The organism is Cupriavidus sp. 96C5-1, from assembly GCF_057798855.1.
Genome location: NZ_JBYOJU010000029.1, coordinates 102,777 through 122,523, shown reverse-complemented (window position 1 = coordinate 122,523; position 19,747 = coordinate 102,777). Strand labels below are relative to the sequence as shown.

Annotated in this window: 17 protein-coding genes; 6 read left to right on the top strand and 11 right to left on the bottom strand. The window is 66.6% G+C overall.

The window, feature by feature from the left end:
* Positions 1 to 18: 18 nt before the first annotated feature.
* The gene (locus AC3FOF_RS27700) at positions 19 to 867 is read right to left on the bottom strand and encodes a sulfurtransferase (RefSeq protein WP_276263628.1); all 849 of its coding nucleotides are present in this window, start codon (positions 865 to 867) and stop codon (positions 19 to 21) included.
* Between the two features lie 182 nt (positions 868 to 1,049).
* Between AC3FOF_RS27700 and dnaE the strand changes: the two genes are divergently transcribed.
* Both dnaE and AC3FOF_RS27690 read left to right on the top strand, forming a co-directional pair.
* Positions 1,050 to 4,562: a DNA polymerase III subunit alpha gene (gene dnaE, locus AC3FOF_RS27695; protein ID WP_488728419.1), complete on the top strand. Its 3,513-nt coding sequence runs from the start codon at positions 1,050 to 1,052 to the stop codon at positions 4,560 to 4,562.
* A 98-nt stretch (positions 4,563 to 4,660) separates the two neighbouring features.
* Positions 4,661 to 5,911: a glycosyltransferase gene (locus tag AC3FOF_RS27690; RefSeq protein ID WP_017224070.1), complete on the top strand. Its 1,251-nt coding sequence runs from the start codon at positions 4,661 to 4,663 to the stop codon at positions 5,909 to 5,911.
* On the opposite strand, the gene AC3FOF_RS27685 is transcribed toward AC3FOF_RS27690, so the two are convergent.
* Positions 5,862 to 6,626: a glycosyltransferase family 2 protein gene (locus AC3FOF_RS27685; protein WP_035805328.1), complete on the bottom strand. Its 765-nt coding sequence runs from the start codon at positions 6,624 to 6,626 to the stop codon at positions 5,862 to 5,864. The genes AC3FOF_RS27690 and AC3FOF_RS27685 overlap by 50 nt on opposite strands.
* 11 nt (positions 6,627 to 6,637) lie before the next feature.
* Between AC3FOF_RS27685 and AC3FOF_RS27680 the strand changes: the two genes are divergently transcribed.
* The 3 genes from AC3FOF_RS27680 (at position 6,638) to AC3FOF_RS27670 (ending at position 10,330) form a co-directional block, all read left to right on the top strand.
* A complete protein-coding gene (locus AC3FOF_RS27680) occupies positions 6,638 to 7,888 on the top strand; it encodes an O-antigen ligase family protein (RefSeq protein WP_488728418.1) in 1,251 nt (416 codons plus the stop codon).
* A complete protein-coding gene (gene msbA, locus AC3FOF_RS27675; RefSeq protein WP_488728417.1) occupies positions 7,885 to 9,654 on the top strand; it encodes a lipid A export permease/ATP-binding protein MsbA in 1,770 nt (589 codons plus the stop codon). The genes AC3FOF_RS27680 and msbA overlap by 4 nt, the downstream gene beginning before the upstream one ends.
* Positions 9,655 to 9,739: 85 nt before the next feature.
* Positions 9,740 to 10,330, top strand: a complete 591-nt coding sequence (locus tag AC3FOF_RS27670) for a peroxidase-related enzyme (RefSeq protein ID WP_017224066.1) — start codon at positions 9,740 to 9,742, stop codon at positions 10,328 to 10,330.
* A gap of 76 nt (positions 10,331 to 10,406) precedes the next feature.
* Here the strand turns inward: AC3FOF_RS27670 and AC3FOF_RS27665 are convergent, their stop codons facing one another.
* Both AC3FOF_RS27665 and AC3FOF_RS27660 read right to left on the bottom strand, forming a co-directional pair.
* Positions 10,407 to 10,925 carry a hypothetical protein gene (locus AC3FOF_RS27665; RefSeq protein WP_488728416.1) on the bottom strand — a complete coding sequence of 173 codons (519 nt, stop codon included), beginning with the start codon at positions 10,923 to 10,925 and terminating at the stop codon, positions 10,407 to 10,409.
* Between the two features lie 256 nt (positions 10,926 to 11,181).
* Positions 11,182 to 12,099 carry a sterol desaturase family protein gene (locus AC3FOF_RS27660; protein ID WP_488728415.1) on the bottom strand — a complete coding sequence of 306 codons (918 nt, stop codon included), beginning with the start codon at positions 12,097 to 12,099 and terminating at the stop codon, positions 11,182 to 11,184.
* Positions 12,100 to 12,195: 96 nt separating this feature from the next.
* On the opposite strand from AC3FOF_RS27660, the gene AC3FOF_RS27655 reads away from it, so the two are divergent.
* Positions 12,196 to 12,861: a TetR/AcrR family transcriptional regulator gene (locus tag AC3FOF_RS27655; protein WP_488728414.1), complete on the top strand. Its 666-nt coding sequence runs from the start codon at positions 12,196 to 12,198 to the stop codon at positions 12,859 to 12,861.
* 12 nt (positions 12,862 to 12,873) lie between these two features.
* Here the strand turns inward: AC3FOF_RS27655 and rng are convergent, their stop codons facing one another.
* From rng to purD, 7 genes are all read right to left on the bottom strand, one after another.
* Positions 12,874 to 14,340, bottom strand: a complete 1,467-nt coding sequence (gene rng, locus AC3FOF_RS27650) for a ribonuclease G (protein ID WP_017225129.1) — start codon at positions 14,338 to 14,340, stop codon at positions 12,874 to 12,876.
* 143 nt (positions 14,341 to 14,483) lie between these two features.
* Positions 14,484 to 15,089: a Maf family protein gene (locus AC3FOF_RS27645; protein WP_276267077.1), complete on the bottom strand. Its 606-nt coding sequence runs from the start codon at positions 15,087 to 15,089 to the stop codon at positions 14,484 to 14,486.
* Positions 15,090 to 15,202: 113 nt separating this feature from the next.
* Positions 15,203 to 15,673, bottom strand: a complete 471-nt coding sequence (rlmH, locus tag AC3FOF_RS27640) for a 23S rRNA (pseudouridine(1915)-N(3))-methyltransferase RlmH (protein ID WP_488728413.1) — start codon at positions 15,671 to 15,673, stop codon at positions 15,203 to 15,205.
* Between the two features lie 23 nt (positions 15,674 to 15,696).
* Positions 15,697 to 16,437, bottom strand: coding sequence for a ribosome silencing factor (rsfS, locus tag AC3FOF_RS27635; RefSeq protein WP_488728412.1), 741 nt, complete (start codon positions 16,435 to 16,437; stop codon positions 15,697 to 15,699).
* A 13-nt stretch (positions 16,438 to 16,450) separates the two neighbouring features.
* A complete protein-coding gene (locus tag AC3FOF_RS27630) occupies positions 16,451 to 17,227 on the bottom strand; it encodes a nicotinate-nucleotide adenylyltransferase (RefSeq protein WP_488728411.1) in 777 nt (258 codons plus the stop codon).
* A 10-nt stretch (positions 17,228 to 17,237) separates the two neighbouring features.
* Positions 17,238 to 18,149, bottom strand: a complete 912-nt coding sequence (hemF, locus tag AC3FOF_RS27625) for an oxygen-dependent coproporphyrinogen oxidase (protein WP_276267086.1) — start codon at positions 18,147 to 18,149, stop codon at positions 17,238 to 17,240.
* Positions 18,150 to 18,408: 259 nt separating this feature from the next.
* Positions 18,409 to 19,677, bottom strand: coding sequence for a phosphoribosylamine--glycine ligase (gene purD, locus AC3FOF_RS27620; RefSeq protein ID WP_488728410.1), 1,269 nt, complete (start codon positions 19,675 to 19,677; stop codon positions 18,409 to 18,411).
* Positions 19,678 to 19,747: the final 70 nt, after the last annotated feature.

Genomic DNA, 19,747 nt, shown 5'->3' with positions numbered 1-19,747 from the left:
TGAGCGCCGTATTGCGTATCAGGCGGCCGCCGCCTGGTCCTGCCCGGTGCAGTGCGGGCAGCTCTTGCCCACCACATAGTGCGGGCTCTGCTGTTCCTCGGCGGTGACCACGGCGCGGCAGGCAAAGCATTGCTTCGGGCCGGCCGGTTCCAGGCTGGGGTTCAGCGCGGTGCGGTAGTCGAAGACGAAGCAGTCGCCCTGGTAATGGCTGCCACCGACTTCCTCGAAATATTTCAGGATGCCGCCCTCGAGCTGGTAGACGTGCTCGATGCCGGCTTCCTGCATATGGATGGCGGCCTTCTCGCAGCGGATGCCGCCGGTGCAGAACGACACCACCGTCTTGCCTTCGAATTCCGCCTTGCGCGCGGCGATGGCCGGCGGGAAGTCGCTGAACTTGGCGATGTCGTAATCGACGGCCTGCTCGAAGGTGCCAACCGCGACTTCAAAGGCGTTGCGCGTATCCAGCATCACCACCGGGCGGCCCGCGTCGTCGTGCCCCTGGTCCAGCCAGCGCTTGAGTTCGACCGGCTTCACCGCAGGAGCGCGGCCCGCCTCGGGGCGGATCAGCGGCATCTTCATGGTGATGATTTCCTTCTTCTCGCGCACCAGCATGCGCTTGAAGGGCTGGTTCCCGGACAGGCTCTCCTTGGGCTCGATGTCGGCAAAGCGCGGATCCGCGTGCAGCCAGCCGAGGAAGCCGTCGATGGCTTCGCGCACCCCCGCCAGGAACATATTGATGCCCTCCGGCGCGAGCAGGATGGTGCCCTTGAGCCCGTGCGCCTCGCAGCGCGCGCGCATTTCCGGGCGCAACACCGGGATATCGTCCAGCGAGACGAATTTGTAAGCGGAGATGTTTACGATCTGCATAGGTGTCGCACGCCCGGCCCGCGCCTTGTGGCTGCGCGGTAACTGCCTGATTGGAAAGGCGAAATTATAGCGCCTCGGAGGCGATCTTCCGGCCTTTTCCTAGTGCCCGGCTTGGTCTTGCGATTTCGCTCGGGGTACAAAGAACGCAGGCGGCGGCATGCCGAGCCGGTACAATTACGCCCATGTCTGCACCTCGTTTCGTTCATCTTCGCCTCCATTCCGAATACTCCGTCGTCGACGGCATCGTGCGTCTGGAGGACGCCGTCAAGGCCGCCGCGGCCGACGGCATGGGCGCGCTCGCCCTGACCGACCTGGCCAATGCCTTTGGCCTGATCCGTTTCTACAAGGAGGCGCGCGGCGGCGGCGTCAAGCCCGTGGTCGGCGCCGACGTCTGGCTTACCAACCCCGACGACCGCGACAAGCCCGCGCGGCTGCTCCTGCTGGTCCAGGAGCAGCGGGGCTATCTCAACCTGTGCATGCTGTTGTCGCGTGCCTGGCTGTCCAACCAGCATCGCGGCCGTGCCGAGATCGATCCGGCCTGGTTCGACGAGGCCGGCGAAGACGGCCTGCCGCTGGCCAGCGGCATGATCGCCCTGTCCGGCGCGATGGGCGGCGATATCGGCATGGCGCTGGCCAACGGCAACGATGCCGCGGCGGAACGTGCCGCCGAACACTGGGCCAGGGTGTTCCCGCAGCGCTTCTACATCGAACTGCAGCGCGCCGGCCATCCCGGCACCGATGCCTATGTGCAGCAGGCGGTGCAACTCGCGGCCCGGATGCGCCTGCCGGTGGTGGCGACGCATCCGGTGCAGTTCATGACCGCCGACGATTTCACCGCGCACGAGGCCCGCACCTGCATCGCCGAAGGCGAACTGCTGGCCAACCCCCGCCGCACGCGCCGATTCACCACCGACCAGTATTTCAAGACCCAGGACGAGATGTGCGCGCTGTTCGCCGACATCCCGTCCGCGCTGGAGAACGCGGTACAGATCGCGCGCCGCTGCAATCTCACGCTGGAGCTCGGCAAGCCGCGCCTGCCGCTGTTCCCCACGCCCGACGGCATGTCGCTCGACGACTACCTGGTGCACCTGGCCAAGGAAGGCCTGGAAACGCGCATGGCGGTGCTGTTTCCCGATGAGGCGGTGCGCGAGGCCAAGCGCCCCGAATACTACGAGCGCCTGGAATTCGAGACCGGCACCATCATCAAGATGGGTTTCCCCGGCTACTTCCTGATCGTGGCGGACTTTATCAACTGGGCCAAGAACAATGGCGTGCCGGTGGGCCCGGGCCGGGGCTCCGGCGCCGGCTCGCTGGTGGCCTACGCGCTCGGCATTACCGACCTGGATCCGCTCAAGTACGCGCTGCTGTTCGAGCGTTTCCTGAACCCGGAACGGGTCTCGATGCCCGACTTCGACATCGACTTCTGCCAGCATGGGCGGGATCGCGTGATCACCTACGTGAAGGAGAAGTATGGCAAGGATGCGGTTTCGCAGATCGCCACCTTCGGCACCATGGCCGCCAAGGCCGCGGTGCGCGACGTGGGCCGCGTGCTCGACCTGGGCTACGGTTTCGTCGATGGTATCGCCAAGCTGATTCCCTTCAAGCCGGGCAAGCTGGTCACCATCGAGGAGGCCAAGAAAGAAGAACCGCTGCTGACCGAACGCGAGAAGAACGAAGAGGAAGTGCGCCAGTTGCTGGAGCTGGCGCAGCGCGTGGAAGGCATGACGCGTAACGTCGGCATGCACGCTGGCGGCGTGCTGATCGCGCCGGGCAAGCTGACCGACTTCTGCCCGCTCTACACGCAGGGCGCGCAGAACGACGGCATGAGCGGCGTGGTCAGCCAGTATGACAAGGACGACGTGGAAGCCGCCGGCCTGGTCAAGTTCGACTTCTTGGGCCTGACCACGCTGACCATCCTGGACTGGGCCGAGCGCTATATCCGCCGGCTCGATCCTGCCAAGGCGGACTGGAACTGCAGCCATATCCCGCTCGACGACGGCCCCGCCTTCGACATCCTCAAGACCGCCAATACGGTGGCGGTGTTCCAGCTGGAAAGCCGCGGCATGCAGGGCATGCTGAAGGACGCCAAGCCCGACCGCTTCGAAGACATCATCGCGCTGGTGGCGCTGTACCGCCCCGGCCCGATGGACCTGATCCCCAGCTTCTGCGCGCGCAAGCACGGCCGCGAGAAGGTGGAGTATCCGGACCCGCGCGTCGAGCCGGTGCTCAAGGAGACCTACGGCATCATGGTCTACCAGGAGCAGGTGATGCAGATGGCGCAGATCATCGGCGGCTACTCGCTCGGCGGCGCCGACCTGCTGCGCCGTGCCATGGGCAAGAAGAAGGCCGAGGAAATGGCCCAGCACCGCGAGTTGTTCCGCGCGGGCGCGGCCAAGAACGGCCTGACCGCCGAGAAGGCCGACGACACCTTCGACCTGATGGAGAAATTCGCGGGCTACGGCTTCAACAAGTCGCACGCGGCCGCCTATGCGCTGCTGGCCTACTACACGGCCTGGCTCAAGGCGCACCATCCGGCCGAATTCATGGCAGCCAATATGTCGCTCGCCATGGACGACACCGACAAGGTCAAGATCCTCTACGAGGATTGCAAGCTCAACAACCTCAAGGTGCTGCCGCCGGACGTCAACGCCAGCGAATACCGCTTCGCGCCGACCGATGCCAAGACCATCCGCTACGGCCTGGGCGGCATCAAGGGCTCGGGGCAGGGCGCCATCGAGGACATCCTGCGCGCCCGCGAGGAAAAGCCCTTCGCCGACCTGTTCGATTTCTGCGAACGCGTAGACCGCCGCCAGGTCAACCGCCGCACCATCGAAGCCCTGATCCGCGCCGGCGCCTTCGACAGCCTCAACGACAACCGGGGCCAGTTGCTGGCCTCGGTGTCGCTCGCGATGGAAGCCGCCGAGCAGAAGGCCGAATCCGCCAACCAGGTCTCGCTGTTCGACCTGATGGCCGACGCCGGCGAGTCGCACCGGCCTGAGCTGGTGGACGAGCCGCGCTGGGCGCCCAAGCGCACGCTGCAGGAAGAAAAGCAGGCCCTGGGCTATTACTTCTCCGGGCACCTGTTCGATGCCTATCGCGACGAAGTCGGCCGTTTCCTCAAGGGCACGCTGGCCGGGCTGGAAAAGGAAGTGCAGGGCAATGGCGGCGGCTACGGCCGCGATGTGCGCGGCAAGGTGATCGCCGGCGTCATCACCGGCATGCGCACTCAGATGACGCAGCGCGGCAAGATGCTGATCGTCCTGGTCGACGACGGCACCGGGCAGGTCGAGATGACCGTGTTCAACGAGCTGTTCGACGCCAACCGCCACATGTTCCGCGAAGACGAGCTGATCATCGTGCAAGGCAATGCGCGCCATGACACCTTCACCGGCGGCGTGCGCTTCACTGCAGAATCGGTGATGGACCTGGTGGCCGCGCGCGCCAAGTACGCCGACGCGGTCGGCCTGGCTTTCAATGGCAACGCGTCGACGGAATTGCTGCGCGAGTTGCTCACGCCATACCTGGCGACGGTGGCCAATACGCCGGGCGTGCCAGTGCGCGTCAGCTACGCCACCACCGGCGCGCGCTGCGAGGCGGAACTGGGCAGGCAGTGGCTGGTCACCCCGTCCGACGACGCGCTCGCGAGCTTCCGCGCGGCGCTGTCGGGCGAAAACGTCCGCATGCTGTACGGCTGAAGCAGGCTGCAGTTCCGGGGGCGGTGCGTGGCATCGCGCCGCCCCCGCCGGCATTGCAGCCGTTCATCCCGTCATTACATGGATCTCCCACGTCCCGCATGGCCAAGCAACGCATCCTTTTTCACCTGACCCATTTCCTGCGCGGCGGCATCGAGACTTCGCTGGTGTCGCTGTTGGCTTCGCTGGATCGCGAACGCTTCGAGGTGGGCCTGACGCTGACCTATCCCACCGAGGCGCTGGAGACGCATTTCCGCGCGCTGTTGCCGCCGGACGTCAAGATCCATATCCTTGCGCCGGAGGCCTGGCTGTCGCGCTGCCGGCAACTGAAGAAAGCGGGCAAGCTGGGCCCGCTTGGCAAGATCTACGAGGAAGTGCTGCTGCCGCCGCTGCGCAAGCCGCTGGTCAACCGGCGCTTCCGTGGCATCGCGCGCGACTATGACCTGGTGGTCGACTACGACATGTCGCTGTCGCGGCTCACCGGGCGGCTGCCGGTGCCGATGATCGGCTACCAGCATTTCAGCGTGGCGCACCTGGAGCGCGAGAACCGCCGCAAGCTGCGCAAGCTGCGGCGCCAGTGCCGCGAGCACTATGACCGCATCGTGGTGCTCAACGACAGCATGCTGGCGGACGCGCGCGCGCTGATTCCTGACGCGGCCGGCAAGTTTGTCCGCCTCTACAACGCCATCGATCTCGACCGTATCCGCCTGGCAGGCGAAGCGCCTTTCACCCCGCCCGCCCATCCCTATATCGTGTCGGTGGGACGGCTGGAAGAGAGCCAGAAAGACTTCGCCACGCTATTGCGCGCCTATGCGGCCCTGGTGAGGGGCACGGGTTTGCGCGAGCGCCTGGTGCTGGTGGGCGAGGGCGCCTCGCGTGCGCGGCTCGAAGCACTGTCGCGCGAACTGGGCATCAGCGAACGCGTCAGCTTTGCCGGCTTCCAGCCCAATCCCTATATGTGGATCCGGCATGCGCGGCTGATGGCATTCAGCTCGAAGATGGAGGGCTTGCCCAATGTATTGCTGGAGGGCATGGCCCTGGGCCAGTTGGTGGTGAGTACCGATTGCCCGGTCGGGCCCCGCGAGATCCTGGCCGATGGCAAGGCCGGACTGCTGACGCCGGTCGGCGACGCGCCCGCGCTGGCGGAGGCGATTCGCCGCGGGCTCGAGGACGAGCCCTTGCGTGCAAGGCTGCTGGCTTACGCGGCGCGTCATATCGAGCAGATGGGGTTCGGTCCGACCTCGGCCGCCTTCAGCGCCTGCGTCGATGGCCTGCTGGGGGCGCCGGCGCAGGCGGCGGCGCCTACGGCTGCTGTTCCGCTGCCTTCGTCTGCTGCAGATACCACAGCTTGATGTACTTGTAGTAGCTGGCCTGACCGTTCATCAGCGCCACGCCGAGCCCCTGCGCGCCGTCGAGAAAGCCGCGGCGCAGCAGGTAGGTCCGCAGGAAAGCCCAGGCGCCATGCAGCACGGCGCCGGAGGGCGAAGCCGTCTTGCCGCGGGCGAAGCCTTGCTGGGCGCCCAGCGTCGAATAATGGTCGATCTTGCGCAGCACTTGCGAGAAGTCGTCGTAGGTGTAGTGCAGCAGCGGCGAGCTGAGCCGGCCAACCGGTTTGTCGGCAACCAGGCGCTCGTGCACGATGTCATCCGTGAAGCGGGCGCAGCCGCGCCGGAACAGCCGTGTGACGTAGTCGGGATACCAGCCGCCGTGACGGATAAAGCGGCCGCAGAAGCGCGAAAGGCGTGGCAGTTCATAGGCGTCGGCCCGGCCGGACGCGACCGCCGCCAGGATCTCGTCGCGCAGTGCCGGGGTGACTCTTTCGTCGGCGTCGATGGAGAAGATCCAGTCGCCGTCGGCCTTGGACACCGCCAGGTTTTTCTGGGCGCCGAAACCGGGCCAGTGCTCGGTTTCGAAGACTTCGGCGCCCAGGCTCCGGGCCAGTTCGACCGTGCCGTCCTGGCTACCCGAATCCACTATAATCGCGCGGTCGCACCAGGACACGCTTTCCAGGCACTCCCGGATATTGTGTGCCTCGTTTTTTGTAATCAGTACGACTGAGATTCTCATAGAGTTTGCTTATGGTGTTTCGTGCGACTAAACAGGCATGGCTGGCCAGCGGGCTGGTCCTTGCTTTTCCCGTGCTGCTGCTGAGCATACCGCGCGGCGCGGGCATCTTCCTCGGCGCAGTGGTGCTGGCCATGCTGCTGGGCTGGCGGGGCATGGGCCAGGCCATGGCGCGCTATCGTTCCTTGCTGGTGCCGCTCGGGCTAGCCATTCTAGCGGTACTCGCGGTGAGCATCGCATCCAAGCTGCTGTTTGGCCTGCGCTGGAGCGCAATCGACAATCCCACGCGCGCGCTGCTGGCCCTGCTGACCTGCCTGCTGGTATTGCGGCATCGTCCGGACAGCCGCATGCTCTGGTACGGGATCCCGCTGGCGCTGGTGTCCTGCCTGCTGATCGTGGCGTACCAGTTCCTGGTGCTGCACGATGACCGCCCGGCGGCTTGGACCCAGCCCATTGCCTTTGCCAATATGGTGGCGGCGTTCGGACTGATCGGGTTTGCGCGGCCGGGCCATCTCCGGCGCGACCATGCATTGGCGTGGGGCGGGCTGGCGGTGGCGGGTGCCGTGCTGGTCCTCAACGGGTCGCGTGGCGCCTGGCTGTCCCTGGCCGTGACCATGGTGCCGCTGCTGGCGGTGCGCTATCGCCGTATCCGGCTGCCGGCCTTTATCGGCATGGTGGTATTGCTGGCAGCGCTGGCAGGTGCGCTCTATGCGTTGCCCGGCAGCCCGGTCGCCAAGCGTGTGGACCTGGTCGGCCAGGATGTCGCGCAGTTCGAGGCCGGCAACGCCGATACCTCGACCGGTGCGCGTCTGCTGATCTGGCAAATGGCGGCCAAGGCGTTCGAGGCGCATCCATGGACCGGGATCGGTCTGGGCCAGTTCCGACAGCTGACGCAGGCGCTGCCGGCCTGCCAGGTCAGCCGCAGTCATCAGTTCTGCCTGGAGCATGCCCACAACGATGTGATGGAGGCGCTGGCCACCATGGGCGTGCCCGGCCTGGTTGCCGTGATGTCGATCTTCCTGGTGCCGGCCTGGCTGTTCTTCAGGTTGCTGGGCCAGAGCCGCCGCCAGGCCGACGAGCGTGGCGAGTGCCTCGCCGCGGCCGGACTGGCGGTGGTCATGTCCAGCCTGATCGGCGGCCTGACCCAGGTGACGATGGCGCACCAGGCCAACATCGTTTTTTATGCCGGCGTCATCGGGCTGTTGCTCGGCCTGGCAGCGGTACAAGCAAAGTATCCCCGCGCCGACGGGGTGGAGAATCCGTGAAAGTTCAAGAACAACATGCGCCGCCGGTTCAGGAAGCCGACACACTGAAGCGAGTCTGGGCCTATCTGCGGCCGGAAATGCGTGTCTTCATCGTCGCCATCATCGCCATGGCGGTCGTGGCGGGCGCCGAGGGGATCATCCCCAAGATTGTCAACGACCTGCTCGACAAGGGCTTCGGCGGCGCCTATGCCGGCAAGCTCTGGCACGTGCCGGCCTTGCTGACCGGCGTGGCGCTGGTGCGCGGCGTGGCGCAGTTCGCCTCCGGCTACCTGCTCAGCCTGATCTCCAACCGCGTGCTGCTGAAGATGCGCATGCAGATGTTCGAGCGCATGCTGCACGCGCCGGCGCTGTTCTTCCATCGCAATACCGCGGCTTCGCTGATCAATGCCGTGATCTTCGAAGTCAACCAGGTCATGCAGATCCTGACCGGCGTACTGATCACCCTGGTGCGCGATTCGCTCACCGTGCTGGCGCTGCTGATCTACCTCTTCTACACCAACTGGCGGCTGACGCTGGTGGTGGCGGTGATCCTGCCGGTGATCGGCTTCATCATGTCCAAGGTCAACCGCCGCCTGCGCCGCCTCAATCGCGACCACCAGGCACTGACCAACACCGCTGCCTACGTGGTCGAGGAAGCGGCCGGCGGCTACAAGGTGGTCAAGCTGCATGGCGGCGAGCAGTATGAGATATCGCGTTTTGCGGCCATGGCCGAGCGCCTGCGCGGCTATTCCATGCGCATGGCGGTGGCGGGCGGGCTGAACCAGCCGGTCACGGCGTTCCTGGCGGCGCTGGCATTGTCGGTCATCCTGACCATCGCGATGATCCAGTCGCAGTCCAACCAGACCACGGTGGGGAGTTTCACCGGCTTTGTGATGGCGATGCTGCTGCTGATCTCGCCGCTCAAGCACCTGACCGATCTGAATCAGCCCCTGCAGCGTGGCCTTACCGCGGCCGAGATGATCTTCGGCCTGATCGATGAGCCGATCGAGCGGCAGCAGGGCGGGCTGCCGCTCGCGCGAGCGCGCGGCGAGCTGGTGTTCGACAAGGTGGGCTTCCGCTACGGCGATGCCGCCCGCCCGGCGCTGGACAATATCGATTTCCATGTCAGCGCCGGCGAGGTGGTGGCGCTGGTGGGCCCGTCGGGCAGCGGCAAGACCACGCTGGTCAACCTGGTGCCCCGCTTCTTCGACCCGACCCATGGCCGCATCCTGCTGGACGGCCAGACCATCGATGCGTTCTCGCTGCAGGACCTGCGCCGCCAGATCGCCTTCGTCAGCCAGGACGTGGTGCTGTTCAACGATACCGTGGCGGCCAACGTGGCTTATGGCGTGCATTCCGCCGCCGACATCGACATGGCGCGCGTCGAGCGCGCGCTGGCCGCGGCCTACCTGACCGATGTGGTCAAGGGCCTGCCGCAGGGCCTGCAGACCAATATCGGCGACAATGGCATGAAGCTGTCCGGCGGGCAGCGCCAACGCCTGGCGATCGCGCGCGCCCTCTACAAGGATGCGCCGATCCTGATCCTCGACGAGGCGACTTCCGCACTTGATTCGGAGTCCGAGCGCCAGGTGCAGGCCGCGCTGGAAGCCTTGATGGTCGGCCGCACCACGCTGGTGATCGCGCACCGGCTGTCGACCATCGAGAACGCCGACCGCATCGTGGTGCTCGACCACGGACGGGTGGCCGAACATGGCACCCACGCCGAGCTGCTCTCGGCTGAGGGCCTCTACGCCGGGCTGCACAGGATCCAGTTCGCGACCCAGTAAGCCGGCTTTTCCCGCTGCCCTCGGCAGCCGACGCGGGCGGTCCATGCACAGTGCAGAGAGGGGGAGACCCCCGAAGGAGACCACCATGACCGCATCGACGCCGCCGCTGAGCCGCTACCCGGTTCCCGCCATCGCGGACCTGCCCGAGGATATCCGCCAGCGCATCCTGGAAGTCCAGGACAAGGCCGGCTTTGTGCCAAACGTGTTTCTCACGCTGGCCCACCGGCCGGACGAGTTCCGCGCCTTCTTTGCCTACCATGACGCGCTGATGCTCAAGGACGGCGGCCTGACCAAGGGCGAGCGCGAGATGATCGTGGTCGCCACCTCGGGCGCCAACCAGTGCCTCTACTGCGTGGTGGCGCATGGCGCCATCCTGCGCATCTATGAGAAGAAGCCGACCCTGGCCGACCAGGTGGCGGTCAACTACCGCAAGGCCGACATTACGCCGCGCGAGCGCGCCATGCTCGACTTCGCCCTCAAGGTCTGCCAGGCCTCCAACGAGGTCGACGACGCTGATTTCTCTGCGTTGCGCAAGCACGGCTTCAGCGATGAGGATGCCTGGGATATCGCCGCCATCACGGCCTTCTTCGGCCTGTCGAATCGCATGGCCAATACCATCAGCATGCGGCCGAACGAGGAGTTCTACCTGATGGGCCGGGTGCCGAAGGTCAAGTAGGGATATCGCTCTCGCGCCTGGGGATGCCGCCGCGCGGGCGGGCGGCGCACCGGCGCGATACGTCGCAGGCGCCCACTTACCGAATCTCCGCGCAAGCGCCGCTGCGCGGGTCGAACAGCACCGGCCAGGCCTGCTCGTAGATGCCCGGCGTGCAGTGCCGCTCGCAATGCGCATGCGCCAGCGTGATCCGCCTCGGGTCCTGCCAGACCATCAGCGTGCAGCCGCTATCGTCGAGCGCGCGCAGCTCGATATGCGGGGTCTTGCGGGTCTGGCGGAACTCGGTCAGGTCGAAATGGCAGGAGCCATGCCTGCCTACCCACAAGGTCCAGGTGAGCACGCGCACATCGTTGCTCGCCACGCGCAGATGCGCGTCCTCGCGGAAGCCGTCTTCCTCGGTGCGCTGGCAATTGCCAGAGAGATCGATATCGTGCGGGGGAATCGGCGTGGCCCGCTCGCGCGCGGCGGCGGCGGGAGCCGCGGGTGCTTCCGGCGCGCGCGCCTTGGGCGGGGGCGACGGTGGCAGTGTCACCGTGCATGCCGTCAACGCGGTCAACGCGGCGGCCAGCAGCCATGGAGGCAAGCGCGTGTTCTTCATGGCCACTCCTTTGCGCCCGTGCCCACTCGGCAACTGACGGCGCGCAACCATATCCGTATTTATAGAGGATGGCGCAAGGAAGGCGAGAGGAAAGCGACGGGCCAATATGCGACAGCAGACCAAGCGCGCTTGCCGCTCGGCTTGCCGGCATTTGGCTGGAGGGCGCTTCGCATGGCGCGGGCACATGGTCCCCGCGGCAATGACCGCGCGGCACGCGTGCGCAAGGGAATCGCCACGACGCCGAGGCGACGCTGCCTTACTTCGGCTCGCCAGTGCTGTTGTCTGTTGTCAGGGTGACCAGGGCGGGCTGGCGGCGCAGCGCCTCGGTGGTGTGGCCCTGTCCGTCCGGGCGCCACCCTGGCGGCAGCAGGAGGTAGCCGAGCACGGCACGCAGGCTGGTGGCTTGCGACAAGTCCCGTCCAAGGTCCAGCCATTGCTGGAACTCGACCCGCAGCGGATTGCGCGATCGCATCGGCGTCACCAGTCCGTAGCGGCACGGCAAGTCATCCCGTTCCGCAACATAGGTGCCGAACAGCCTGTCGAAGACGATCAGCACGCCGCCATAGTTGGCATCCAGGTAGTCAAGGTTCGAGGCGTGATGGACCCGGTGCGCGGACGGGGTGTTCAGGACATATTCCAGCCCGCCCAGCCGCGGAATCCAGGTGGCATGAATCCAGAACTGGTAGAGCAGGTTCAGCGACAGCGTCGCCAGCACCACGTCGGGATGGAAGCCCAGCCAGACCAGCGGCGTGAAGAACAGCGTGGTGCCGGTGAGCTTGCCGGTCCAGCCCAGGCGGTAAGCCGTCGACAAGGTGAGCTGGTTGGGCGAGTGATGGACGGCGTGCGTGGCCCAGAAGAAGCGCACGCGGTGCGCCGCGCGGTGGTACCAGTAGTAGCAGAACTCCTGCCCGACGAACAACAGCGCGCCAAGCAGCCAGCCATTGAGCTCGATGGTTTGCAGGCGGTGCTGCCAGGCCAGCGCGAACACCGGCGCCGCCAGCGACAAGGGCAGGAAGATCAGCACCTTGCGCCCCGCCAGGTCCACCAGCGACAGCCATGCCTCATGCCAGTCGAAGGTGCCGGGCTTGCGCCAATGCAGCACCAGCGCTTCGACCAGGGATGCGCCAACCACCACGGGCAATGCATAGAGTTGGAGTATGTCCAGATTTGTCATGCCCGGCCCCGGTGCGCGATGTTGTTCGGACGCGTTGTCTGGACGATTATATGAGCTAGTATCAGATTCATTTACTCGCGTTCCGGAGCGCCGTCCATGGAGCTGAAACCCCTTAAGATCAGCGGTCCAAGGCGCCGCCGACCGACGCAGGCGCGCGCTCGCGAGAAGCTGGAACTCATATTCGAGTCAACCATCCGGCTGCTCGACAGGGAAGGCATGGAAACCCTGAGCACCAACCGGATCGCCGAGGTTGCGGGCATCAGCATCGGTACGCTCTACCAGTATTTCTCGAACAAGCAGGAAGTGATGGAGGCCTTGGGCCGCCGGGAGATCGAGCGCGTGCTGGGCCGGCTGGATGTCCTGCTGGGCACGCCGGGCGCCGGCGACCCCGGCGATCGCGCCAGGCTGCTGGTCCGCGCGCTGCTGGGCGCATTCGGCGGCCGTCACCGGGTGCGCAAGCTATTGCTGGAGGTGGCGCTGGCTTCGCGCAGCCGTCCCGCCCTGGACAGCTCCGCGGCGCAGGTCATTGAGTGGCTGAGTTCAGGCCGGCTGGTGGACGCGCAGAATCGCGTGCTCGTCCTGCGGCCCATGGCTGCGTTCGTGATGACGCAGGCCGTGATCGGCGTGATTCGCAGTGCGCTTGCGCAGGACGAGACGCTGCTTGCCAGCCCGGAGATGGAAGAGGACCTGGTGCGCTTGATCCGGGGCTTCCTGCGCGAGAGCGTTTCGCCGCATCAGGCGGCCGCCGGGGGCATCGCCTGATGCGGTTCCTGTCTACATCAGGATGATGTCGTACTGTTCCTGATGGAACGTCGATTCCACCTGCAGCGAGATCGGCTTGCCGATGAAATCGCCGAGCATGGCCAGGTGCTGGCTTTCTTCCTCGAGGAACAGGTCGATGACTTGCTGCGAGCCGAGGATGCGGAATTCGCGCGGGTTGAACTGGCGCGACTCGCGCATGATCTCGCGCAGGATGTCATAGCAGACCGTGCGCGGGGTCTTGACCTGGCCCTTGCCCGTGCACACGGGGCATTGCTCGCACAGCACGTGCGCCAGCGACTCGCGGGTGCGTTTGCGGGTCATCTCCACCAGCCCCAGTTGCGAGAAGCTGTTGACGGTGATGCGGGTGCGGTCGCGCGACAGCGCGCGCTTGAGCTCCGAGAGCACCTGGTCGCGGTGCTCGGTGTTCTCCATATCGATGAAGTCGATGATGATGATGCCGCCGAGGTTGCGCAGCCGCAGCTGGCGCGCGATGGTATGCGCCGCTTCGAGGTTGGTCTTGAAGATGGTGTCGTCGAAATTGCGCGCGCCGACATAGCCCCCGGTGTTGACGTCGATGGTGGTCATGGCCTCCGTCTGGTCGATCATCAGGTAGCCGCCGGATTTCAGGTCGACCCGGCGCGACAGGGCTTTCTCGATCTCCGCGTCGATATTGAAGAGGTCGAAGACCGGGCGCTCGCCGGTGTAGTGCGACAGCCGCGGCAGCACCGCGGGCGTGTACTCCTCGGCGAATTCGACCAGCTTCAGGTAGTTCTCGCGCGAATCCACCTGGATCACGTTGGTGGCGTCGTTGACGAAGTCGCGCAGCACGCGCTGGGCCAGGTTGAGGTCCTGGTAGAGCAGGCTGGGCGCGGGCAGGGTGGTGGCGTTCTGGCGGATCGAGGCCCAGATCTTGCGCAGGTAGGCGATGTCGTTGCCGAGTTCCTCGTTGCTGGATTCCTCGGCGATGGTGCGCACGATAAAGCCGCCGCGCTCATCCGCCGGCACCAGCCCCTGCACGCGCGAGCGCAGCGCTTCGCGGTCGACCTCGCCCTCGATGCGCTGGGAGATGCCGATGTGCGGGTCCTGTGGCAGGTAGACCAGGGTGCGCCCGGCAATGCTGACCTGGGTCGACAGGCGCGCGCCCTTGGTGCCGATCGGGTCCTTGATGACCTGCACCATCAGCGCCTGGCCTTCGTAGAGCGTCTTCTCGATCGCCAGCGGCGCGGTGTTGCCGTTTTTTTCGGGGTCGCGCGGATGCCAGATATCGGCCACGTGGAGGAAGGCCGCGCGTTCCAGGCCGACATCGATGAAGGCGGATTGCATGCCCGGCAGCACGCGCACGACCTTGCCGAGGTAGATGTTGCCGACCAGCCCGCGCGACAGCGTGCGCTCGACATGGAGTTCCTGCACGGCGGCCTGCTGCACGATGGCCACGCGCGTTTCCTGCGGTGTGATGTTGACGAGGATGTCTTCAGTCATAGTGGATGAAACTCGTCGCCGGCTGACCGGCCAGATGGTTGTCCGCACTTTGCCGCCACGCGCTCCGGGGGCGACGTCACGGCCATGGGGTGACGGCCATGGGGTGACGGCCACAAGGTGACGGAAGGTCGATGGCGGGGTTCTCAGAACCGCAGTTGGGCCTGTCTGAGCAGCGCAGCCGTCTCGAACAGGGGCAAACCCATGATACCCGAATAGCTGCCGCCGATTCGCGCCACGAACTCGGCGGCGCGGCCCTGGATGCCGTAGGCGCCGGCCTTGCCGGCCGGCTCGCCGCTGGCAACGTAGGCCGCGATCTCGCCAGGGGTCATGGCGCGGAAGCTGACCTCGGAGACCGATAGGGCATGGCGCAGGCCGAGCGTGGACACTACCGTCACCGCCGTCAGGACGCGGTGGGTGGTGCCGGACAGCGCGGCCAGCATGCGTGCCGCGTCGGCGTCGTCGGCGGGTTTGCCGAGGATCTCGCCGCCGAGGCAGACGGTGGTGTCCGAAGTCAGGATGGGCGCGTCCGGCAGGGCCCGCCGTTCGCGCCGGCGCAGCGCGGCCTCGGCCTTGAGCGCGCACACGCGCTGCACGTAGTCGTCGGGGCTTTCGCCAGGGAGTACGGCTTCCAGCGCCTCGGCGTCTTCATCGCCATCGGCCAGCAGCAACTCGTAGGCGACGCCAAGCTGGGTGAGCAATTCGCGCCGGCGCGGGCTCTGGGAGGCGAGATAGAGGAAGGAATGGGTCACGGCAGGCAGTCGGGGAATCCGGGTAGGGGAGCGCCAGCGGGCGGTATGCGCCGCTCCGGCCGCATTGTACCTGCCTGCCCTGGGCAGCCGGCAGGACGGCAGGCGCAAGCCGCTCAGACCCGGTGATACGGATGGTTCTGCGTGACCGACCAGGCCCGGTAAAGCTGTTCGGCCAGCAGCACGCGCACCATGCCATGCGGCAGGGTCAGGCTGGAGAGCCGGATCAGGGTCTGGGCACGGGCTTTCAGGGCGGGATCGAGCCCGTCGGCGCCGCCGATCAGGAAGGCGACATCGCCGCCTTCGCGCTGCCAGTCGCCCAGTTGCCCGGCAAGCTGCACTGTCGTGAGATCGCGCCCGCGCTCGTCCAGCGCCACGATGCGGCATTGCTTGGGCAGCGCCGCCTCGATGCGGGCCGCCTCCCGCTGCATCACGGTGGTGGCGTTATTGCTGGACGAGCGCGCTTCGGGCTTGATTTCGCGCAGCTCGATGCGCAGCTCCGGGGGCATGCGCTTGGCATACTCCGCGAAGCCGGATTCGATCCAGCCGGGCATCTTGTGGCCAACGGCCACGATCAGCAACTGCATGGCGGGAGGCGGCCCGGCCCGGCTCAGGCCGAGCGGGTGGTGCGCTTGCGCGCGGCCGGGGCCTTGGCGGCAGGTGCCTTGGCAGCCGTTTTGGTGGCCGTCTTGGTGGCGGTCTTGCGTGCCGCGCCGGTGCCGGCAGCGGTCTTGCGCGGTGCGGCGGACTTGGCCGGCGCCTTGCGTGCCGGGGCCGAGCCCAGGGCGCTGGTCAGGCGCTTTGCCACGGCCGGGGCGCGGTTGGTGGCGATGGCATCCGGATCGGTGTCTTCGTGGCCAAGCGGCGGCGAAGGCTCTTTCATGCCTTCCGGCAGGCGGGCCAGGGCGGGGCGCAGGCCGCTGGCGCGGCGCGCGGTGCGCACCACCGGGGCGGCGTCGTCTTCCTCGTCCATCGGCTCGCTGGCCTTGGCCAGGCCCTTCTTGGCGGCGGACAGCTTCAGGCGTACCGGCTTGTCGCCCCAGATTTCCTCGAGGTTGTAGTACATGCGCAGTTGCGGCTGCATGATGTGCACGACCGCGTCGCCGCAATCCACCAGCACCCATTCACCCGTTTCCAGCCCTTCCACCGCGATGATATGGCCGCCGGCATCCTTGACGGTATCGCGGACCGAGGCGGCCAGCGCCTTGGTCTGGCGGTTCGAGCTCCCGCTGGCGATCACCACCCGGTCGAACAGTTCGGTCAGGTGGGTGGTGTCGAACACCTTGATGTCCTGCGCTTTGACATCTTCGAGGCCGTCGACGATGGCGCGTTGCAGTTTGCGAATATCCATGGTGCTTTTCAGTTCAGCTGAGATCGGTTTTGGGGCGGGCCGGGATGGGCAGATCCGACTGGGTCGGCCGATACAGGCCGCGGCTCGCGATGTAGTGTGCCACGCCGGGCGGCAGCTGGTCATCTGCCGGTTGTCCGGCAGCCAGGCGTTGGCGTAGGGCGGTGGAGGAGAGGTCGACGGCAAGCGTCTGGTCGATCCACATGCGGCCGGAGGGCATGGATTGTATCAGGTCGGTGGATGCGCGCCGCGCCGCGAGCTCTTCCCGTACCGGACCGTCCAGTTCCCCGAGGTCGAAACCGGGCCGGGTCGCGACGCAAAGATGGACATCGGCGAACAGTTCCTGCCAGCCATGCCAGGTGTGCAGGCGCAGCAACTGGTCGGCCCCCATGAGCCAGGCCAGCGAGGCGGTGGGGCCATAGCGCTCGCGCAGTTCGTGCACGGTGTCGACGGTGTAGCTGGGACCCGCGCGATCCACTTCCATGCGGCTGGCATGGACCCGCGCGCGGGTGTCCGACAGCGTCGCCGCGGCCAGCTCGGTCATGGCGAGCCGGTCGGCGGCAGGGGTTACGTCGTCGCCCTTTTGCCAGGACTGGCCGGTCGGGATCCAGACCAGTTCGTCCAGTTCCAGATGCTCGATGCATAGCCTGGCCAGCGCCACATGGCCGATATGCGGCGGGTCGAAGGTGCCGCCGAGGATGCCGAGCCGGTAGGGGCGGGCGCCATGGCCGGCAGTGCTGGAGGCGGTGGATGCTGCGTTGGCGGTGCGCGGTGCTGCGTTGTCGTATTCCATAGGGTTGCCGTCAGGCCCACTCGCGTACTGGCAGGAAATCGGTGTACAGCGCGCTTTCCGCGCTGCCCGGCTCCGGCTGCCAGTCGTAGCGCCAGCTGGCCAGCGGCGGCATCGACATCAGGATCGACTCGCTGCGCCCGCCCGATTGCAGGCCGAAATGCGTGCCGCGGTCGAATACCAGGTTGAATTCCACGTAGCGGCCGCGCCGGTAAGCCTGGAAGTCGCGTTCGCGCTCGCCATAGGGTGTGTCCTTGCGCGCCTGCAGGATCGGCAGGTAGGCGTCCAGGAAGGCATCGCCCACGGACTGCATCATGGCAAAGCTGCGCTCGAAGCCAAGCGCGGAGAAGTCATCGAAGAAGATGCCGCCGATGCCGCGTGCCTCGCCCCGGTGCTTGAGGAAGAAGTATTCGTCGCACCACCGCTTGAAGCGCGGATAGAGGTCCTCGCCATAGGGCGCGAGCGCGTCGCGGCAGGTGCGGTGGAAGTGGGTGCAGTCGCCGGCATCGCCGTAGTACGGCGTCAGGTCCATGCCGCCGCCGAACCACCAGACCGGCTCGGCGCCTTCCTTTACCGCCATCAGGCAGCGCACGTTCATGTGCACGGTGGGCACGTAGGGGTTGCGCGGGTGAAATACCAGCGAGACGCCCAGCGCCTCGAAGCCGCGGCCCGCCAGTTCCGGACGGTTGGCGGTGGCCGACGGCGGCAGCGCGTCGCCCTGCACGTGCGAGAAGCCCACGCCGGCGCGCTCCATCACGGCACCGCCTTCCAGTATGCGGGTGCGGCCGCTGCCGCGCAGGCGCTCGGTGGGCGGCTTCTCCCAGGCATCGGTCGAGAACGGCTGGCCATCGATGGCGGCGACGGCGTCGGTGATACGGTCTTGCAGACCGAGCAGATAGGCACGGACTGCCTGGGAATCGATCATGGTGTGCGGGCGGGTGGGCCGGAGCGGTGACGGCCGGACAGGTCTTTCCAACCTGCCCGGCCGTCATCGCGATGTCATGATTGTACTGGCTGGCGCAAGCCTTGGCCGGATCGGGTCAGTTTGGCCAGGGCAATCGTACAGGGGTGGGGGAAATCGTAGCGAGCGGCCTATGGCCGGTCCGGGGAGCGCAGCCGTACATGGGTAAGGCGAGCACCACCGGACCGGCCATGGGCCGCTCGCAGCAGATTTATCCGTTCCTTTACCGCTTGATCGCGCGGTAGCCGATGTCGGTACGGTACTGCATGCCGTCGAAGTGGATCTTCTCGGCGGCGGCGTAGGCCGCGCGCTGCGCCGCCTTGACGGTATCGGCCAGGCCTACCACGCACAGCACGCGCCCGCCCGTGGTCAGCAGCACGCCGTCCGTGAGCGTGGTGCCGGCGTGGAAGGTCACGCTGTCGTCGGCCTCGGGCGGGATGCCGGTGATGGCGTCGCCCTTGCGCGGCGCATCGGGATAGCCGTGCGCCGCCATCACCACGCCCAGCGCGGTGCGGCGGTCCCAGTCAAGCTCGATCTCGTCGAGCTTGCCGCTGACGGCATGCTCCATCACGTCGACCAGGTCGGTCTTCAGGCGCGCCAGGATCGGCTGGGTTTCCGGATCGCCCATGCGGCAATTGAATTCCAGCGTCTTGAGGTTGCCTTCGGCGTCGATCATCAGGCCGGCGTAGAGGAAACCGGTGTAGACGATGCCGTCCTTCTCCATGCCGCGCACGGTCGGCATGATGATCTCGCGCAGCGCGCGCGCGTGCAGCGCAGGCGTGACCACCGGCGCCGGCGAATACGCGCCCATGCCGCCGGTATTGGGGCCGGCGTCGTGATCGAGCAGGCGCTTGTGGTCCTGGCTGGTGGCCAGGGCGAGCACGTTCCTGCCGTCCACCAGCACGATGAAGCTGGCTTCCTCGCCCTCGAGGAACTCTTCGATCACCACGCGCGCGCCGGCATCGCCGAGGCGGTTGTCGGCCAGCATCATGTCGACCGCGCTGTGCGCTTCTTCCAGCGTGGCGGCAACCACCACGCCCTTGCCGGCGGCCAGGCCGTCGGCCTTGATCACGATCGGCGCGCCCTGCGCGTCGATATAGGCATGGGCGGCGGCGGCGTCGTTGAAGGTCTGGTAGGCGGCGGTCGGGATGCCGTGCCGCTGCATGAAGGCCTTGGCGAAATCCTTGGAGGATTCCAGCTGGGCCGCCGCTTGCGTCGGGCCGAAGATGCGCAGGCCCTTGGCGCGGAAGATATCGACGATGCCAGCCGCCAGCGGGGCCTCGGGGCCGACCACGGTGAAGTTCACGCCTTCGCGCTCGGCGAAGGCGGCCAGCACTTCCGGATCGGTCAGCGGAATGTTCTGCAGACGCTTGTCGAGCGCGGTGCCGCCGTTGCCCGGCGCCACGTACACCACCTGCACCTTGGGCGACTGGGCCAGTTTCCAGGCCAGCGCGTGCTCACGACCACCCGAGCCGACAACCAATACTTTCATGATCTACTGCCAGAAAAAATGACGCATGCGAAATGCGAAAAGCGGCAGCAATGGCTTATCGAGCCGCGCT

Bases quoted from the DNA above. Each gene is read 5' to 3' on its own strand.
- AC3FOF_RS27660 (WP_488728415.1), bottom strand. From the start codon at position 12,099: ATGACAAATCTGGACATACTCCAACTCTATGCATTGCCCGTGGTGGTT.
- hemF (WP_276267086.1), bottom strand. From the start codon at position 18,149: ATGATCGATTCCCAGGCAGTCCGTGCCTATCTGCTCGGTCTGCAAGAC.
- rng (WP_017225129.1), bottom strand. From the start codon at position 14,340: ATGACTGAAGACATCCTCGTCAACATCACACCGCAGGAAACGCGCGTG.
- AC3FOF_RS27655 (WP_488728414.1), top strand. From the start codon at position 12,196: ATGGAGCTGAAACCCCTTAAGATCAGCGGTCCAAGGCGCCGCCGACCG.
- rlmH (WP_488728413.1), bottom strand. From the start codon at position 15,673: ATGCAGTTGCTGATCGTGGCCGTTGGCCACAAGATGCCCGGCTGGATC.
- AC3FOF_RS27685 (WP_035805328.1), bottom strand. From the start codon at position 6,626: ATGAGAATCTCAGTCGTACTGATTACAAAAAACGAGGCACACAATATC.
- dnaE (WP_488728419.1), top strand. From the start codon at position 1,050: ATGTCTGCACCTCGTTTCGTTCATCTTCGCCTCCATTCCGAATACTCC.
- AC3FOF_RS27630 (WP_488728411.1), bottom strand. From the start codon at position 17,227: ATGGAATACGACAACGCAGCACCGCGCACCGCCAACGCAGCATCCACC.
- AC3FOF_RS27680 (WP_488728418.1), top strand. From the start codon at position 6,638: ATGGTGTTTCGTGCGACTAAACAGGCATGGCTGGCCAGCGGGCTGGTC.
- AC3FOF_RS27665 (WP_488728416.1), bottom strand. From the start codon at position 10,925: ATGAAGAACACGCGCTTGCCTCCATGGCTGCTGGCCGCCGCGTTGACC.
- purD (WP_488728410.1), bottom strand. From the start codon at position 19,677: ATGAAAGTATTGGTTGTCGGCTCGGGTGGTCGTGAGCACGCGCTGGCC.
- rsfS (WP_488728412.1), bottom strand. From the start codon at position 16,437: ATGGATATTCGCAAACTGCAACGCGCCATCGTCGACGGCCTCGAAGAT.
- AC3FOF_RS27700 (WP_276263628.1), bottom strand. From the start codon at position 867: ATGCAGATCGTAAACATCTCCGCTTACAAATTCGTCTCGCTGGACGAT.
- AC3FOF_RS27670 (WP_017224066.1), top strand. From the start codon at position 9,740: ATGACCGCATCGACGCCGCCGCTGAGCCGCTACCCGGTTCCCGCCATC.
- AC3FOF_RS27690 (WP_017224070.1), top strand. From the start codon at position 4,661: ATGGCCAAGCAACGCATCCTTTTTCACCTGACCCATTTCCTGCGCGGC.